This window comes from Chryseobacterium panacisoli, assembly GCF_008274625.1.
GTDB lineage: Bacteria > Bacteroidota > Bacteroidia > Flavobacteriales > Weeksellaceae > Chryseobacterium > Chryseobacterium panacisoli.
Genome location: NZ_VTRU01000004.1, coordinates 212,616 through 229,566 on the forward strand (window position 1 = coordinate 212,616; position 16,951 = coordinate 229,566).

Genomic DNA, 16,951 nt, shown 5'->3' on the forward strand with positions numbered 1-16,951 from the left:
GTTTCTGATGGGTAGAACTGTTTTATGATTCTTTTGTTTTTTCAATATCTTCAGGCATTTCAGTTTCAGATTCTGCAATTTCTTTTTTGGAGAATCTTGGCTGCAGGATCTTGGCAATAAGTCCCGTCCAGCCTGTCTGATGGGAAGCTCCTACTCCACGGCCGTTGTCCCCATGAAAATATTCGTAGAACAGGATATAATCTTTAAAGTCCGGATCGGTCTGAAATCTTTCATACTGCCCGTGGACAGGTCTTTTTCCATTTTCATCCTTTAAAAAAATCTTTGCAAGCCTCTTGTTTAAAGCATCTGCTATCTGATCAAGGTTTAAATAGTTTCCGCTTCCTGTAGGGTATTCCACCAAGAAATCGGGGCTGTAGTAAAAGAAAAAGCGCTGAAGGATATCGATAATCAGAAAATTAATAGGAAACCACACCGGACCGCGCCAGTTGCTGTTCCCACCGAACAGTCCGCTGTCACTTTCTGCGGGAGTATATTTCACACTATAATCCGTTTCATTCAGCGTTAAAGTATAGGGATTATTTTCATATTCTTTTGATAGCGCTCTTACTCCATAATCACTTAAAAATTCATCCGGATTCAACATTCTGTTTAATAATCTTTTCAGACGGTGTCCGCGGAGCAAAGACAAAAGGTGTTTGGAATCCTGGCCTTTCACTTCCCATCTTGAAACCAGAGAAGCCAGTTCCGGTTTATTATCCAGTACCCATTTCATTCTCTTCTTAAAATTGGGAAGATTTTCAATCATTTCATCATCTATAACCTCAACGGCAAACATCGGGATCAATCCTACAATGGTCCTTAATCTTAAATACATATGCGTTCCGTCATTAGAAGCTATGGCATCATAGAAAAACTCATCTTTTTCGTCCCATAAACTGAATTCTTCATCGCCCATATTATCCAGTGAATTCGCAATCGCAAGGAAGTGTTCAAAAAACTTCATCGCCATTTCTTCATACACATTATTGTAAAGTGCCAGCTCCAGAGCAATTCTCATCATATTCAGGGCAAACATGGCCATCCAGCTCGTCCCGTCCGACTGTTCCAGCTGTTCTCCGTTTGGTAAAACAGCATTCCGGTCAAAAACACCGATATTATCAAGTCCTAGGAAACCTCCCTCAAAGATGTTGTTTCCATTGGTATCTTTTTTATTCACCCACCACGTAAAGTTCATCAGCAGTTTCTGGAAAGCACTTTCTAAAAATTCCAGATCGGGTTTGTCATTTAAATATTCATCAATTTTAAATACTCTGAAAACTGCCCAGGCATGTACCGGCGGATTCACATCACTAAGGTTCCATTCGTAGGCAGGAAGCTGTCCGTTGGGATGCATATACCATTCAAACAGGAAAAGTTTCAGCTGATGTTTTGCAAAATCAGGATCTATTAATGAAAAGCTGATGGTATGAAATGCCAGATCCCATGTGGCATACCAAGGGTATTCCCATTTATCCGGCATGGAAATAATATGTTCGTTATTTAGATGCTTCCATTCGTAATTTCTTATTTTTTCCCGCGACTTTGGAGGAGGCATTTCAGCCGGATCACCTTTCAGCCATTTTTCAACGTTGTAGTGGTAAAACATTTTGTTCCACAGCATCCCTGCAAAAGCCTGTCTTTGTACCAGTTTTTCATCCTCCGAAGCAATTCCTTTCTGGATTTCAGTATAAAATTCGTTTGCTTCCTTCTGTCTTTGATTAAAAAGAGCCTCAAAATCACCGAACGGTTCTCGTAAGTCCTTATCCGATATTCTGAATTCAAATACTCTGGACTCCCCGGCTTTGAAATCTTCATCAATAAAAAAAGAAGCTTTGGTTCCAATATTCTTTGGATTCACAGACTGAGAATTGCCCGTCATTACAAAATTATTGATCCCGTCTTTGCAGAATTTTGATTCATTCTGTGACTTGTAAAGTCTTTCATTATTGGTTTCATTGTTACAAAACAGCGTTTTTAAAGATTGCTTTGCATATACATTTTTGATGTCAATATCCTGATGATTTACTTTAATGCGGTCTGCATCTTCAGCATATAATTTAGGTTGATAGTCATCATATCCCCAATTCCAGGTATTCCTGAACCAAACCGTAGGCAATATTACGAGAGAGGCTTCTTTTTCAGATTTGTTGACAATCGTTAATCTGACCAGAATGTCATCCTGACTTTCCTTTGCGTATTCAATAAAAATGTCAAAATATTCATTGTGATCAAAAATTCCGGTATCGATCAGTTCATATTCTGTTTCATCCTTACCTCTTGCCGCATTGGTTTTTACGAGATCTTCATAGGGAAAAGTATTTTGAGGATATTTATACAGCATTTTCATATAAGAATGGGTAGGTGTAGAATCCAGATAATAAAAGTATTCCTTTACATCTTCACCATGATTTCCCTGCCCATTGGTCAATCCAAAGAACCGTTCTTTCACCATTTTATCCTTTTTATTCCAGAATCCGACAGAGAATACAAGCTTCTGAAGATCATCGCAGATTCCGCATATGCCTTCCTCACCCCATCGGTATGTTTTGGCTTCTGCAGTATCATGACTGGTATAATTCCAGGCATCTCCGTTTTCACTGTAATCTTCACGAACGAGCCCCCATTCCCGGTTACTTACATAAGGACCCCATTTTTTCCATGAAACATCTGAAATTCTCTGTTTTTCTGACATAAGCGATAATTATGAGTAATGAATAATAAGCAATGAGTCATATTTGATCTCGTTTAAAACTATGAGAACAACCTCAAAACTATAAACTATAAACTATAAACCTTGAACTTTTTAACCTCCCGTAGAAAAACTCTCAAACGTAGTCATTCCACCATCAACGAAAATGCTGGTTCCTGTAATATAATCAGCGAGATCACTGGCCAGGAAAGCGGCTAAATTTCCGATATCCTGCGGCTGTCCGATTCTGTTATAAGGAATAAGGGTAAGAAGAGAATTGAGTGCTTCAGGAGTATTCCATGCATTCTGATTAATAGGCGTCTGAATCGCTCCCGGACAAATAGAATTGACCCTGATTTTGGCTGCACCATATTCCTGAGCAAGGGTTTGCATCAGCATTCTTATCCCCCCTTTACTGGATGCATAGTTAGCATGCCCAGCCCATGGAATAATTTCGTGTACGGAACTGATATGAATAATCTTTCCGCAAGCAACGGAACGTGAAGGATCTATTCCCCGTCTTAGAAACTCTTTAATGGCTTCCCGGGCACAGAGAAACTGTCCGGTAAGATTAACACCTATGACAGCATTCCATTGGTCTATTGTCATTTCGGTGAATTTTGCATCTTTTTGAATACCTGCATTATTCACCAGAATATCTACGGTTTGAAATTCAGAAACCACATCCTGAAACATTTTGACCACCTGATCTTCTTTGGAGACATCACATGCATAGGTTATTCCTTTTCCTCCAGCATCAGTAATTTCTTTCAAAACAGCTTTAGCTTCTTCTGCAGATCTTTCCGAAGAATGGTTAACGACGACTGTCGCTCCTGCTGCTGCTAATGATTTTGCAATTCCTGAACCTATTCCGCTGGAGGCACCTGTAACCACAGCTACCTGATTTTGAAGTGATATTTCCATGTTTTGTAATTTGATGTTACTCAAAGTTATGGAAAGATATCAGCAGATAAAAAATTATGATTTTAAAATTTTATTAAAGTTTTTTGTACATCAGATATTGAGGGCCGCTTCTTCCTATTCTGGTTTTACCGTCAAAAATATATCCTGACTGAAGATAAATATGATAAGCGGAATCATTTTTCTGGTTTACTGCCAGTACAATTTCTTTACAATCTCCGAAATGAGTTTTTACAAAATTCCCTACTTCCAGCATTGCTATTTTTCCTATTCCTTTCCCCTGCATCTGAGGATTTACAGATAAAGAACGCAGTAAAACTGATGTTTCATCGTCGGTAAGCTCAAATTTATCTTTCCCGAAATCAAGTACAAAAAAACCTGCAACCTGATCATTTTCAAATATAGTCACCGGAAATGCGTCATCATCATCCCGTTCGCTGATACGTTGCAAAGCCTGTGGAGCTGTCGCAGTAAACTGCATCTGGTTTTCATCCAAAGCGTAGCTGACTCCGGAAAGATCTTCTGGTTTAAAGAATTCTAAATGTATCATAGTCTTAATGATGGTAAATATCTTCATACATTACTCCTGCACGGATTTCTACGGGAAGTTTATTCTCCTCAGGAACGATAGGACAGTTGTAATCATAAGCATTATAAGCACAGAAAGGATGATAAGATTGATTAAAATCAAGCACAATGGTATTTCCTTTCGGAATCTTCAGATCCATATATTTCCCTCCTCCATAGGTTTCTTTTTCATTCGTAGCATCACGGAACGGAAGAAATAGATAGTCTTTGTATTTATCCTGTTGGATTAAGGCCAGACTTTGGTATAAAGTGACTGTATAGGGTTTATCATCCAGCATAAATGTGGCTTTTCCATACTCCTGATACGTTTTTGTCTTTCCTGAAGAAGTAGGAAGCTCAAAGGGTTGTGTATCTTTTGATTTAACAAATTTTGCGGTTACTCTGTATTTGGCGTCAAAAGGAAAGAAAGGGTGTCTTTTAAAATTCTTAAAATTATCTCCTCTTAACGGAGTCTCTTTCGGGTTGAGATATTCAGCGTTGAGTTCTTTCTGAAATTTCTGAACCTCTTTCTCTTCCTTTGAAACTGTTTTCTGGGAAAAAGCCCATAATGGAAGGAGTAAAAAGAGTACTATATATTTTTTCATGTATGTAAAATTATAAGTAAAACTATGAATTTCCGGAACAACAAAAGTTAAAATTCTGATAAAAAAACATAATCTCTTTTAAATACAACATGCACCTTCTGATCTAGCATACTTTTTGGAAAATAAAGCCCATGGACAGAAAAAATTTCATCAGGACCAGTGCATTGGCGATATCAGGTTTCTATTTTCTTCAATCTGAATTATTCCGGGCTGCGGAAAGAAAAAACAGCCGGATAACGGAAAATACAGATGTTCCTATTGTGATCATCGGCAGCGGGTACGGAGGAGCTGTGTCTGCATTACGCCTTTGTGAAGCCGGGAAAAAAGTAGTGATGCTTGAAATGGGTCTTAACTGGGAAAAGGCAGGAATTCCGTTTTCCAATCTACTGAAACCGGGGAAAAGTTCGGCATGGCTGAAAAAGAAAAGCATTGCCCCTTTCATGAATATTTTTTCTTTGACTCCCTTTACCGGGATATTGGACCGTCTGGATTTTGAACATATCAATATCTGGGTAGGAAGAGGCGTTGGCGGAGGTTCTCTGGTGAATGGCGGGATGGCTGTTACTCCTAAAGAAAGTTATTTCAAAGAAATTTTCCCTGATCTTGATGCAGACAAGTTCTACAGTCATTACTTTCCTCTGGTACGGGAAGAGCTCAAAGTAAATGTGATTGACGAGCAGTTTCTGAAAGACTGTCCTTATTATAAATTCACACGCGTAGGTGAAGAAGAAGCTCATAAAGCTGGTTTTAAAACCATGAGAGTTCCGAACGTATATGATTTTAAGTATATGGAAAAAGAGTTCCGGAATGAAGTTCCCCGTTCTGCCCTTAATACCGAGGTAATCTATGGGAACAATTATGGGAAAAACAGTCTGGATAAAACCTATCTCCGAAAAGCACTGGAAACCGGAAATTTAGAAATTCTTGATCTTCACCGTGTCCAGACGATACAGCTTAATGATGATAAAAGCTATACATTAAATGTTCAGCAGATTGATACTTCGGGAATCCTGGTTGCTGACAAAGTTTTCAACTGTAAAAAACTGATTCTTTCCGCAGGAACAATGGGAACTTTACAGCTTCTGCTACAATCTCATGCAGAAAACAATTTCCCTGTTCATGAAAAGATCGGAAAAAAATGGGGAAATAACGGAAATTTTATGACCGGAAGAAACTGGGTAAAACCGTTGTCTGGCGGTACAGGAGCCAAGCAGTCTACTATTCCGGTAGGCGGCATTGACAACTGGGAAGATCCGGAACATCCTTTTTTCACAGAAATTGCCCCTTTACCAATGGGAATGGATGTTGCTACTGCCTTATATCTGCTGATCAACAGAGTTGATAAAAAAGGAGAAGTCACTTACAATAAAACGAGCCAGTCCCTGACTTTGAACTGGGACAAAAGCAATACCGTCAAAATGAAAGAAAATGCCCAATATTTTATCCGGAAAATGAATAAAGCCAATGGCGGAACGAGAAGCCATCTGCTTTTCAATAATGGTTTCGGAGCTGATATCTGTTATCATCCGCTTGGAGGATGTGTTCTGGGTGAAGCTACCAACGAATTTGGAAAATTAAAAAATCATGAAAATCTATATGTTCTGGATGGCTCATTAATTCCCGGAACCATTGGTGTCAATCCTTTTGTGACCATTACTGCCATTGCGGAATACTGTATTGAAAACCTCATCAAGCAGAATGAATTTGTCTGAAATCAAGGCATAGATTGTATTTCTGCAAGATAGTGGCGAACATCATTTTCCAGTTTTACCGGATAGATAAAATGAAGTCTTCCGGCCAAGGAAGTTCCCAGTTCATGTACCAGATCAGCAAAAGCGAACAGCGCTTTCCAGTTTTCTTCAATATCCTTTCCCGAGAAAGTAGCCTCCACTTTATTCCATAATTCGGATGAAAGATATTTTTTGAAAAGTCTTCCGTGCTTATTGGCTGTAATATTATTCCAATCATGATCTGCTCCAATATACCATTCGATCAAAGGAACGATATAATCTGTACGAAGAACATTTTCAGACATAAATTTGGCATAAAAAATATCACCCCGCTTAAGGCATTTTGCTACATAGGTTGTATCCCACCAGAAATCATTGAAAAGCTGTTTAAATTCTTTTTCTGTGGGCTTATGAATCATGACAGACTGATACGTTGGAGGTTTAAGATTTTTTGTCAGATGATCTTTATCTATTAAAACCTGATATCCTACATCCCAATCTTCGGGAAGGGCTTCTTCATTGATTTCTTTAATAAATTCTGACACCTGGTACAGCTTAAAGTCAACTTTTACATGATCTTTGTACAAAACCATTTTCATGGCATGTTTTCCCTCAAAAAGACGGTCATCTTCTTCAATCATGGAAATAGGATCACCAAAAAGCCTGATCCATTCATTTCCTGCTTCATAAGAGGTTCTGTTTTCAAAAACAAGTTCTACATCCAGATCACTTAAATCATCTACGGGAGCATAAGGGTTTACCAATGAACTGGTCAGAAGAACAGCCCGGATATCTGGATTGTTTTCAGCCCAATGAATAATCTGTTTCAGTTTTTCTTCCCGTGCTTTCATCTTATTAGGATTCTGAGATTTTCACCCGATACACATCAGAAGAATTTCTTTTGATTGATTCTACAAAAAAGCCGCCTTCTTCAGGAATTACTTCTTTTAAATCGAAACTTTTACAGCCTTTCGGAAGTCCGGAAAATATCAGGGTAAACCAAAAGTCTTTCATAAAAGGAACCGCTGTCCAATAGGGAGAAATTGAAATATTCTCGGCATGAATCAGTTTGCTTCTATGCTCAGATTGATTATCAAAAAGATAGGTCGAATGCCAGATCCTGATCAGGTTTCCTAAAAATGGGGACGCCGGAAAACAACAGTGTACGATCACCTGTTTCTCCTCTTCCGTTTTCGCCTTAAGAGATTCCAGGATTTCCTTTGCAATAACAGGTTTTACAATTACTTCTTCCACCTTTTAATAAGTACTGAATAATGAGCAATGAATAATACTGCTACTCATTGCTCATTATTAATGTTAATATTCTAATTCTAATTTTTCTTTTGTATAATTCCTCACCTCATTGGTCAGTTCAGGATTTTCAGCCAGTTTTTGTCCGTAGGAAGGAACCATTTCAAGCAATTTCCCTTTCCATTCGCCATGAAGTTTTTCCGGGAAACATTTTTCCAGCACATTCAGCATGGCATATACTGCTGTAGATGCCCCTGGTGAAGCTCCCAGCAGAGAAGCGATAGTCCCGCTCTTGTTCACTACCACTTCGGTTCCGAATTCCAGTTTACCTCCTTCTTTTTCATCTTTTTTGATGACCTGAACTCTCTGGCCGGCTACTTTCAATTCCCAGTCATCTTCTTTGGCGTCTTTAACGAATTCTCTTAAATGCTGCATTCTTTGAGATTTCGTCATAGCAACCTGCTGGATCAGGTATTTCGTCAGAGGAATATTATGCCACCATGCTCCAAAAAGTGATTTCAGGTTTTTGGTATTTACACTTTCAGGAAGGTCAAGATAGCTACCTTCTCTCAGGAATTTGGTGGAGAACCCTGCAAAAGGTCCGAAAAGAAGTGCTTTTTTACCATCAATAATTCTAAGATCAAGGTGTGGAACAGACATTGGCGGTGCATCTACCGTAGCCTGCGTATATACTTTAGCCTGATGTTTTTCCACCAATTCCTGGTTATGGCTTACCAGCCACTGTCCGGAAACCGGAAAACCTCCGTAGCCTTCACTTTCTTTAATATCCGAACTGTCTAATAACGGAAGTGCATATCCTCCGGCACCAATGAAAACAAAGTCTGCTACCACTTCCTGTTTGTGGCTGTTGATTCTGTCTTTCACCTTCATTTCCCACTTCCCATCTTCTCTTGCATCAATATCCTTTACTTCGTGGTATAAGAAAACCTCAACATTGGAATCTTCCAGAAGGTGTCTTCCCATTTTTCTTGTCAGCGTTCCGAAGTTTACATCCGTCCCCATATCCATCTTCGTTGCTGCCATTACTTCAGACTGATTTCTTTTGCTCATTACCAAAGGAATCCATTCTCTCAGCTTCTCATGGTCTGTAGAAAATTCCATTCCTGAGAACAGAACAGATCCAGCCATTTTATCGTGGCGTTTTTTAAGATATTCAGCATCTTTTTCCCCAAATACCAGACTCATATGCGGGCAGGAATTGATAAATTCTTTGGGCTCATGAATATAACCTTTAGTCAACAGGTAGGCCCAGAATTGCTTTGAAATTTCAAACTGTTCTGCAATGCTTTCTGCTTTGGAGATATCAATAGACCCATCTGCTTTTTCCGGGGTATAATTTAGCTCACAAAATGCGGAGTGCCCTGTTCCGGCGTTGTTCCATGCTGCTGTGCTTTCTTTGGCAAATCTTCCGAGTCTTTCAAAGATTGCAATTTCAAGATTTGGATCAAATTCATGAAGCAGCGTTGCTAAAGTGGCGCTCATGATTCCGCCGCCTATCAGTACAACGTCATATTTAGGTTTCGGTGTTCTGCTTGTAAGCGATTGTGACATAATTTTAAATTTTACTTCAAATTTCGGGAAAAGTTTTAAAAACAGGAACGCGTTTAACGATTTTAACACGTTATTTTTTACAGCAAAAATACTTCTTTAGTACACAACAAAAAGCCATGGAAAATTTCAATAAAACATCATTGAAATGATTGATAATATCAGAGCATTATGACCTCCCGGATTATCAGAATGAGCATAAAAAAACTTAAGCATTTAAGTGCTTAAGTTTCTTTTATTTTTATCTTACAAACAAGATTTCAGCAATAAAGCCTTGTTTTTAGTTCAATTTTGCCGTCAGTTTTTTAAACTGTTTTTCAGCATTTTTACCTTCATAAAGGATGGCGTATACCGTATCGATTATCGGAAGCTTAAGATTTTTCTGTTTCGCAGTCCTGTAAATGGAATCCGCTGCATAGTATCCTTCTGCCACCATGTTCATAGACTGAATTGCAGATTTCACTGTATATCCTTTTCCTATAAGGTTTCCAAGGTTTCTGTTTCTGGAAAAAAGTGAATATGCCGTTACTAAAAGGTCTCCCAGATAAGCACTTTCATTCACATCTCTTGGTGCTTCATAGATTGCCTCCAGGAAAGCTTCCATTTCACGGATTGCATTGGAAACAAAAACAGCGGTAAAGTTGTCTCCATACCCTAATCCACTTGCGATTCCAGCTCCTATCGCAAAAATATTTTTAAGAATGGCACTGTATTCATTTCCTAAGATATCTTTACTTGTATGTACCTTAATAAAGTCTGAACTGAAGATTCCTTCAAGTTTTTCAGCCGTTTCATCTTCTACTGCTGCGATGGTAAGGTAAGAAAGTCTTTCCATTGCTACTTCTTCTGCATGGCAGGGCCCTGCAATAACTGCCTGATTTCTAAACCCGATTTTAAATTCATCACGCAGATAATGGGCTACCACATCATTTACTTTAGGTATAATCCCTTTAATTGCAGAGATGAAGATCTTATCTGAATAATCACATGTCATCTTATCCAGTGTATCAGACAGGTAGATAGACGGGGTTGCCAGAACAATAACATCACAAGCAGAAACCAATTCATTGATATCTGTTGTTAATTTTAAGCTTTTCAGATTAAAGTGAGCCGCTGTAAGATAAGTCGGATTGTGCCCACGAAGCTCGATAGCTCCTTTTACAAATTCATTTCTTACGCACCAGTGTACAACTTTACAGTTTTCAACAAGCATTTTTACGATAGCGGTTGCAAAACTTCCGCTCCCTACAACTCCTACAGAAATATCCTTTTTATTCTTTTTTGGATTCGAAGATTCTGAAATAATTTTCTTTTTAGCCATAATTGGAATGTGAACTGCAAAGATATTAAAACAAAGACGTAACGAAGGCTTTGAAACTATGATAAACGCCATTTTCTGAAAAAATTAACACTTCAACACAATTAAACAGCTAATTAACCGTTAAATACAGAAAAAACTGAATTTTAATTAAAAATAACCCACAAAGCTTATTTTTAATTAAATTTGCAGCTTCAAAACCGTTTTAAATTTACTAAGAGAAGAAATATGAAAAAATTTCTAAGCAGCAAGAAGAACGTAAACATTCTCCTGGGAGGACTTTTACTAGTAGTTTTTGCACAAGGTGTCTTCATTGCGAAGCTCTTTTCTGAAAGAGACGATAAAACCTACGAAGTCAATCTTGTAAAAATAAACACTGAAAAAGACAGTGTAGATTATCTAAAAATGAAAACTGATCTTACGCTCGTAGATCAGACAGTGGCCCAACTCAACTCTTTCCTGAAGTCCAAAGACATTACCAACGAAAAACTGATGATGCTCAGCCAGGACAGTATTTCAAATTCTATTTATCTTTCCAAACAGGCAAACCGATACAGCCAATATCTGATGGATCTTCAGAAAAAACTGATGCAGGTTCCATTAGGAATGCCTACAGACGGATATATTTCTTCTAATTTTGGAGTGAGAAAAAATCCGATTCCATTCAAAACTGTTTTCGCTTCGGTAAAAACAAGTGTGGCAGCTGAAGCAAAACCGGCAGTGGCTGCAGCTCCAAAGCCTGAAGTAAAAGCTGAGCCTGTTGAGAAGATTATAGAACTTACAGACAGCTATGGAAATAAAAGAGAAGTGAAAGTAATGGTTACTCCAAAGGCGGCTCCTGTGGCTGCAACCTCTGCTCCTGCCAGTACAAAAGCTGCTACCGGAACTACAATAACCAAAACCGCTGCTGCTGAAAAAAACAATCCACCTGCTGAAGCTGATCAGATGCAGTTCCACAAGGGACTGGACATTGCCGTTGCCTATGGTTCGGATGTTAGAGCCGCAGCTGCCGGAACAATTATTTTTTCCGGACAGAAAGGAGGATATGGAAACTGTGTAATTGTTTCCCACGGAAACGGGCTGGCTACACTGTACGGACACTTGTCTCAACTTATATCTAAGGTAAATGACAAAGTAAAAGTAGGCCAGGTAATTGCAAAATCCGGAAATTCCGGACGTTCTACCGGTCCTCATCTTCACTATGAAGTACACAAAAACAATACTCCGATTAATCCGAAATTGTTTATGAATCTATAAAAAGAAAGGCTGCTCAGTATGAACAGCCTTTTTTATTTTGATATTACCCAGCTTCCGGATACGTTATGCGTATTTTATTCTTTATGGAAATTCAATGTTCAGCATTTTTTTAGTCTTTCTGTCAAATGCTACATTGATAAACGGGAAAACCTTATCTCTTTTGCTTACTTCTCTTATTAAGATCATCTGTCCCAGATTGGGATTATCCAGAAATTCAAATCCCTGAAACTGTATTTCTGTAATCGGTCCTAATTGAGAATCCATTCTTGAAATTGTTTCTTTGACTAATTCTTTTTTAGGCTTAAATTTTGGCTCAAACATTTCAAGAATTCCGTTGTCATCTTTATTAATCAACAATGAGTTGATCTTATTAATTTCCGGGTACAGATCCTTTACTTCCTGCAGTTCTTTTTGAGTGAATGATTTTGTAAAACTTGCCCCGTCAGCTAGAAGTAACTTTGTTTTAATAACATCATATGCTCCGGGTTTTTGATTCTGAAAAACGATAAATGCAATATTGGCAGCATTGGATACTGCTCTTTGAGGCTGATTATTGATGAGCTTACTGTCTTTAATCTGTACTTCAAAAAAATCACCGGATTTTCCATTCAGTGTCTGCACTCCTTTCATCGTTTCAACATAGCCTCCGTAAAACTTAAGAACTTCGTCAACAGATTTTTTATCATCGGATGTTGTCGCCAGTTTACCACAGCTGAACATAGACAACAGTAATAATAAAGGCAAAAATTTAATTGATTTCATTTGGTTATTAATTGATTCTAAAAATTTCATTCATCGATTTTAATCTTTGCTAAACATAGATTTTCAGAAAGATTTTACTCCATAAAGGTATCACCAAATATAATAAAAAAGTACATGTAAAATTTACATGTACTTTTGATTCTTATCATTATTTCAAAATCTTAATAGCTCCTTTCGGATGGGTAAATGTACCATCAGGACCTGCAATATTTGAATACACTATATTTTTATTATAATTCTGAATATGGGTTACGTTGAAGCCCAGATGTGGTTCATGCCAATACACCATAAAAACATTCTTCGCTACTTCTACAGCCGTATATTCTACAGTATCGGTACTGTTTTTTGAATTTCCGGCTGTTCCTGTAAACGTCATTGTTTTGTTATCTTTAAAATCAAGAAGGAATTTCACCGCTCCAAAATCAACTTCCACTTTATTCCCGATTGCCGGATAAGCTGATTTCAGATCCCAGGCCATTTCGCCAAAGAAAACTTTCGCTCCCATTCCCAGCTCATCTTTTCCATGAAGATCAGGATATTTTTTAACCATAAAATCTACAACAGAAGAAGACGTTTTGTTTTCAGTGACTGCCTGTTTATAGTTTTCCAAATAGCTTTTCACAAAATCAAGAGATTTTGGAGTGGTAGAAAGTTCTGCAAAATGAGAAGGAATCACCTGTTCCGGCTTCAATGCTTTCATTGCATCAATCTGTCCTATCCACTGATCAATTGCTTTCACGTTCTGTGTATCTGCCATCCAAAGGTGTGAGCCTACGGAAACCGAAATACCACCCGCAATGGTTTTAATGGAAGGAATCCAAAGAAAACTGTGTGCCGGATCTTCCGGATTTTGTCTGATTTCAATTTTGTTTCCTTCAAGATCAGGAATTGAAACAACTGCTTCAGGAACGATAATTTCTGATGGAGCATCTGCTTTCAACTGTGGTTTCCATACTCCCATTTTATCATCTTTGGAAGCTGATATCAGATAAGCTGTCTGTGCTGTGGAAATAATCTTTGCATTAGGAAAGGCTTTTCTGATGACATCCAGTCCAAAATAAAAATCAGGGTCGCTGTGAGAAATAAAAACTGTTTTCAGGTTTTTTCCTGTGGCTTTTATTTCTTTCACAAGCTGCTCTGCATATTGTTTCTGAAATTGGGCATCCACAAGTATGGCATCTTTATCACCATAAATAATGGTGGAAGTAATAGGGAAAATAGCTTTGGTTCCCGGATTATATACTTTCACTTTGAGGTTTCCGGCAAATATGCTGATACATCCCAGCAACGTCAATAACGACAATAATTTCTTTTGTATCATTTTGTACTTTTATCGATTAATAAGCTGCTGTAAAACGTTCTCTGATATGATTATTCTGCTCCAGCTCATCTACCAAAACTACGGCTACATCTTCTACAGACAGACGGCTTCTTCCGTTTTCATCAAATACGGGAGTTTCTAATGATGTTCTGTATTTTCCGGTTCTTTCTCCTACATTGGCCTGATTCATTTCTATAGCAGGGCTGAAGAATGTCCAATCTAAGGTATTATTCTCTTTGATTTTGTTTAAATAATCTCTCGCTGCTGTTGCACCCGGCTTATAAGCTTCAGGGAAATCGGGAGTATCTACGATTTGTACATTATCCGGAGTGTAAAGGCTTCCTGCTCCTCCTACTACGATCAGTCTTTTTACTCCTGATTGCTCTACTGCTTTCTGGATATTCTCAGAACCATTCAAAAAATCGTTGTAAAGATTAGGATTCGTCCATCCTGCGTTGAAGGTACTGATTACAGCATCGCTTCCTTTCAATGCTTCAGCCAGCTCATTTACGTTGTTTACATCAATGCTTTTTGCAGTTACATTTTCCTGTGTCTTTACTTTAGATGCGTCTCTTACCAATGCTTCTACGGCATATCCTCTGTCTGCTAATTCTGTTACTACGTGTGCGCCTACAAATCCTGTTGCACCGATTACTGCTACTTTTTTCATAATGTCTTATTTTTATTTAATTGTAATAAATTTTGTTACATTTAAGGTTAAAAAATTTTTACTCGAACTGATCGGCAAACTCCTGTAATGATCTGTCTCCTAAAAACTTTACCACCAAATGATCTGTTTCTTCAAATAATGTATTTAAATGAACGTTAATTTCCTTTCCGACACTGCAGGCCGGATTGGGATTCTGATTTTTCTTACCTAATACTTCTGTATTTTTTACTGCTTTATAGATCTCCGAAATGGTGATCAGTTCCGCATTTTTGCCAAGCTGACTTCCTCCTTCTTTTCCCTGTCTGCTAATAATCAGACCTGCTTCTCTCAATACGCTGATCTCCTTTCGGATAATCACCGGATTCACATTGATACTGCCGGCTATCCACTCGGAAGTAAGCCACTCCTGAGGGCTCTTCGCCAATAAGGTCATGATATGTATTGCCGTAGCAAATCTTGTATTGTTCATTGTAATTACTCTGCAAAGATACACATTTTTTAAATGTAACAAAATTTATTACAGTTAATTTTTTCTTAAAGTATCAATTTATCCAGATCAAGCAGCAAATAATTGATATTCTGATTGATAGTACGGGTTGCTGACTGCATCTGATTGAGCATAGCAGCACGGTTATTGAGATCATCAGCTCTGTAAAACCCTCCGTCACTGAAGATTACAGACTTATCCGCAGCTTCTTTTACGTCATCAAACTGATAATGAAGCCATCGCAGTTTCATATTTCCTATGATAGAATATTCTTCTTTGTTGGAAAATTTTTTCTCGGTATACATATACCAGATGAAAGGCGGAAAATTTGGGGATTCCAGTTTTTCTTTCCAGATATCTCTCAAAAGATTTCTCTGATGGATAAATTCTACTTTTTTTCCTTTAGGATTAAGGGTTGCCAGACCAAATCCTGCTCCTAAAATACCCCCTCCGATACCAATTGCATTATCCCAGCCGTCACTTTTCACAATTCCTCCGGCAATGGATGAGGCTGCTCCGGCAATGATAGAATATAAAATCAGTTTATTATTTCTGGAGGCATTCAGGTTATCCACATAGCTTCCGATCTGAGCTACCCGCTCTCCTTCACAGTCAAATTCTGCCGCTACAGCATCCAGCTCCGTTAAAGCAATGGTAATCCTGCTGTTGATTTTGGTTTTAAGCTGCAATATTTTCACCTGTGAAGTGAGGGAAGAATCTTTTTTCAATTCGATGATTTTGTGTACATCATCAAGATTACCCAATGCATTTAAAATTAAAACACTCTGATCAGTAAACATTCCGCGGAGCTCTTTATTGGCTGTTAAAATAGAATCTGAATTATAAGACGGAAGTTTGTTACTGTAATTGTATTTAAAGGGAGCTTTGCAGTAGCTGTCCTTAAGGGTAAGAATATTCTGCTGGATCGCCTGGTTCTTTTTGGAAACACAGGATACCAGTAAGCTGATCGCAGCAAGAAGGAAGAAGAGTTTTTTCATTCAGTCATATTATTGTGTTGCCGATGTATGATAAAATAAATTTCTTCATTTTCACAATTCATCTATACGAATATAGCACAAATAAAAAAATTTACCTGAAATCAGGTAAATTTTTAATCTATTTTTAAGAAGGATTATTTGATATCCAGCAGTTCAACTTCAAAAACAAGCGTACTGTTTGGTCCGATTTCTTTGCTGATTTCCTGATCTCCATATGCTAAATGCGGTGGAATGATCAATCTCCATTTGCTTCCAACCGGCATCAGCTGAAGTGCTTCTGTCCAACCTGAAATTACTCTGTTTAAAGGGAAAGATGCGGGTGTACCTCTTTTTACAGAGCTGTCGAATACTTTACCGGAAATGGTAGTTCCGTGATAGTGGCATTTTACAGTAGATTTAGGACCTGGCTTAGGACCGTCACCTTCTGTGATAATTTCATACTGCAAGCCGCTTGGTAACTGCACAACGCTTTCTCTCTTACCATATTCTTCCATATATTCTTTACCATCTTTCAGGTTCTTTTCTGCCAATTCTTTTTTACGTTTAAATAACATATCTGCTACTCCCATATTATAATTTTTTACAAAGATAAAACTTTTTAAGGTTGGAAGATGGAAGCATGAGGAGGGAAGATTAAAAAACTTGGTTATGTATATATCAGGCAATATGTTTTTAATTTATTCTTATTTAAAACAATTTTACACTAAAAATCAATAAGTTAAACAGTATATCGATCAAAATTAAGCAATCATATTGCCTTACATTTCTTTATTTAAAAGCATCTTTTCAACAAAATTCAAATAATT

16 protein-coding genes are annotated in these 16,951 nt (G+C 37.9%); 2 read left to right on the forward strand and 14 right to left on the reverse strand.

Features of this window, described 5'->3' with window-relative positions; genetic code table 11:
- Positions 1-22 precede the first annotated feature (22 nt).
- The 4 genes from FW781_RS16590 to FW781_RS16605 form a co-directional block, all read right to left on the reverse strand.
- The gene (locus FW781_RS16590; protein ID WP_149388441.1) at positions 23-2,692 is read right to left on the reverse strand and encodes an MGH1-like glycoside hydrolase domain-containing protein; all 2,670 of its coding nucleotides are present in this window, start codon (positions 2,690-2,692) and stop codon (positions 23-25) included.
- A gap of 111 nt (positions 2,693-2,803) precedes the next feature.
- The gene (locus tag FW781_RS16595; protein WP_149388442.1) at positions 2,804-3,613 is read right to left on the reverse strand and encodes a glucose 1-dehydrogenase; all 810 of its coding nucleotides are present in this window, start codon (positions 3,611-3,613) and stop codon (positions 2,804-2,806) included.
- Positions 3,614-3,686: 73 nt separating this feature from the next.
- On the reverse strand, positions 3,687-4,160 hold the full coding sequence (locus FW781_RS16600; protein WP_228720223.1) for a GNAT family N-acetyltransferase: 474 nt from the start codon (positions 4,158-4,160) through the stop codon (positions 3,687-3,689).
- Between the two features lie 4 nt (positions 4,161-4,164).
- Positions 4,165-4,782, reverse strand: coding sequence for a DUF1684 domain-containing protein (locus FW781_RS16605; RefSeq protein WP_149388444.1), 618 nt, complete (start codon positions 4,780-4,782; stop codon positions 4,165-4,167).
- A 131-nt stretch (positions 4,783-4,913) separates the two neighbouring features.
- Here FW781_RS16605 and FW781_RS16610 point away from each other — a divergent pair, with 131 nt between their 5' ends.
- Complete coding sequence (locus FW781_RS16610; RefSeq protein ID WP_149388445.1) at positions 4,914-6,494, forward strand: GMC family oxidoreductase N-terminal domain-containing protein; 1,581 nt, start codon at positions 4,914-4,916, stop codon at positions 6,492-6,494.
- A gap of 2 nt (positions 6,495-6,496) precedes the next feature.
- Here FW781_RS16610 and FW781_RS16615 read toward each other — a convergent pair whose 3' ends face one another.
- The 4 genes from FW781_RS16615 to FW781_RS16630 form a co-directional block, all read right to left on the reverse strand.
- A complete protein-coding gene (locus FW781_RS16615) occupies positions 6,497-7,363 on the reverse strand; it encodes an AadS family aminoglycoside 6-adenylyltransferase (protein ID WP_149388446.1) in 867 nt (288 codons plus the stop codon).
- Positions 7,364-7,367: 4 nt separating this feature from the next.
- Complete coding sequence (locus FW781_RS16620) at positions 7,368-7,766, reverse strand: hypothetical protein (protein WP_149388447.1); 399 nt, start codon at positions 7,764-7,766, stop codon at positions 7,368-7,370.
- 63 nt (positions 7,767-7,829) lie between these two features.
- A complete protein-coding gene (mqo, locus tag FW781_RS16625; protein ID WP_149388448.1) occupies positions 7,830-9,335 on the reverse strand; it encodes a malate dehydrogenase (quinone) in 1,506 nt (501 codons plus the stop codon).
- Between the two features lie 277 nt (positions 9,336-9,612).
- Complete coding sequence (locus FW781_RS16630) at positions 9,613-10,653, reverse strand: NAD(P)H-dependent glycerol-3-phosphate dehydrogenase (RefSeq protein ID WP_149388449.1); 1,041 nt, start codon at positions 10,651-10,653, stop codon at positions 9,613-9,615.
- Between the two features lie 225 nt (positions 10,654-10,878).
- Between FW781_RS16630 and FW781_RS16635 the strand changes: the two genes are divergently transcribed.
- A complete protein-coding gene (locus FW781_RS16635; RefSeq protein WP_149388450.1) occupies positions 10,879-11,907 on the forward strand; it encodes a M23 family metallopeptidase in 1,029 nt (342 codons plus the stop codon).
- Positions 11,908-11,988: 81 nt separating this feature from the next.
- Here the strand turns inward: FW781_RS16635 and FW781_RS16640 are convergent, their stop codons facing one another.
- The 6 genes from FW781_RS16640 to FW781_RS16665 all read right to left on the reverse strand — a co-directional run bounded on the left by FW781_RS16640 (position 11,989) and on the right by FW781_RS16665 (position 16,714).
- Positions 11,989-12,669: a hypothetical protein gene (locus FW781_RS16640; RefSeq protein WP_149388451.1), complete on the reverse strand. Its 681-nt coding sequence runs from the start codon at positions 12,667-12,669 to the stop codon at positions 11,989-11,991.
- A 148-nt stretch (positions 12,670-12,817) separates the two neighbouring features.
- On the reverse strand, positions 12,818-13,990 hold the full coding sequence (locus FW781_RS16645) for an MBL fold metallo-hydrolase (protein ID WP_149388452.1): 1,173 nt from the start codon (positions 13,988-13,990) through the stop codon (positions 12,818-12,820).
- Positions 13,991-14,006: 16 nt separating this feature from the next.
- Positions 14,007-14,660 (reverse strand): NAD(P)-dependent oxidoreductase, encoded by a 654-nt coding sequence (locus tag FW781_RS16650; RefSeq protein WP_149388453.1) that lies wholly within the window; start codon positions 14,658-14,660, stop codon positions 14,007-14,009.
- Between the two features lie 58 nt (positions 14,661-14,718).
- Positions 14,719-15,129: an Rrf2 family transcriptional regulator gene (locus FW781_RS16655; RefSeq protein WP_149388454.1), complete on the reverse strand. Its 411-nt coding sequence runs from the start codon at positions 15,127-15,129 to the stop codon at positions 14,719-14,721.
- 65 nt (positions 15,130-15,194) lie between these two features.
- Entirely contained in the window at positions 15,195-16,145 is a 951-nt protein-coding gene (locus tag FW781_RS16660) for a hypothetical protein (protein ID WP_149388455.1), read from the reverse strand.
- Positions 16,146-16,279: 134 nt separating this feature from the next.
- Positions 16,280-16,714 carry an FKBP-type peptidyl-prolyl cis-trans isomerase gene (locus FW781_RS16665; protein ID WP_052198510.1) on the reverse strand — a complete coding sequence of 145 codons (435 nt, stop codon included), beginning with the start codon at positions 16,712-16,714 and terminating at the stop codon, positions 16,280-16,282.
- Positions 16,715-16,951: the final 237 nt, after the last annotated feature.

Coding starts and splice junctions, on each gene's coding strand:
- FW781_RS16590 (WP_149388441.1), bottom strand. CDS start 2,692: ATGTCAGAAAAACAGAGAATTTCAGATGTTTCATGGAAAAAATGGGGT.
- FW781_RS16655 (WP_149388454.1), bottom strand. CDS start 15,129: ATGAACAATACAAGATTTGCTACGGCAATACATATCATGACCTTATTG.
- FW781_RS16610 (WP_149388445.1), top strand. CDS start 4,914: ATGGACAGAAAAAATTTCATCAGGACCAGTGCATTGGCGATATCAGGT.
- FW781_RS16615 (WP_149388446.1), bottom strand. CDS start 7,363: ATGAAAGCACGGGAAGAAAAACTGAAACAGATTATTCATTGGGCTGAA.
- FW781_RS16650 (WP_149388453.1), bottom strand. CDS start 14,660: ATGAAAAAAGTAGCAGTAATCGGTGCAACAGGATTTGTAGGCGCACAC.
- FW781_RS16665 (WP_052198510.1), bottom strand. CDS start 16,714: ATGGGAGTAGCAGATATGTTATTTAAACGTAAAAAAGAATTGGCAGAA.
- FW781_RS16645 (WP_149388452.1), bottom strand. CDS start 13,990: ATGATACAAAAGAAATTATTGTCGTTATTGACGTTGCTGGGATGTATC.
- FW781_RS16600 (WP_228720223.1), bottom strand. CDS start 4,160: ATGATACATTTAGAATTCTTTAAACCAGAAGATCTTTCCGGAGTCAGC.
- FW781_RS16660 (WP_149388455.1), bottom strand. CDS start 16,145: ATGAAAAAACTCTTCTTCCTTCTTGCTGCGATCAGCTTACTGGTATCC.
- FW781_RS16605 (WP_149388444.1), bottom strand. CDS start 4,782: ATGAAAAAATATATAGTACTCTTTTTACTCCTTCCATTATGGGCTTTT.
- FW781_RS16640 (WP_149388451.1), bottom strand. CDS start 12,669: ATGAAATCAATTAAATTTTTGCCTTTATTATTACTGTTGTCTATGTTC.
- mqo (WP_149388448.1), bottom strand. CDS start 9,335: ATGTCACAATCGCTTACAAGCAGAACACCGAAACCTAAATATGACGTT.
- FW781_RS16635 (WP_149388450.1), top strand. CDS start 10,879: ATGAAAAAATTTCTAAGCAGCAAGAAGAACGTAAACATTCTCCTGGGA.
- FW781_RS16630 (WP_149388449.1), bottom strand. CDS start 10,653: ATGGCTAAAAAGAAAATTATTTCAGAATCTTCGAATCCAAAAAAGAAT.
- FW781_RS16595 (WP_149388442.1), bottom strand. CDS start 3,613: ATGGAAATATCACTTCAAAATCAGGTAGCTGTGGTTACAGGTGCCTCC.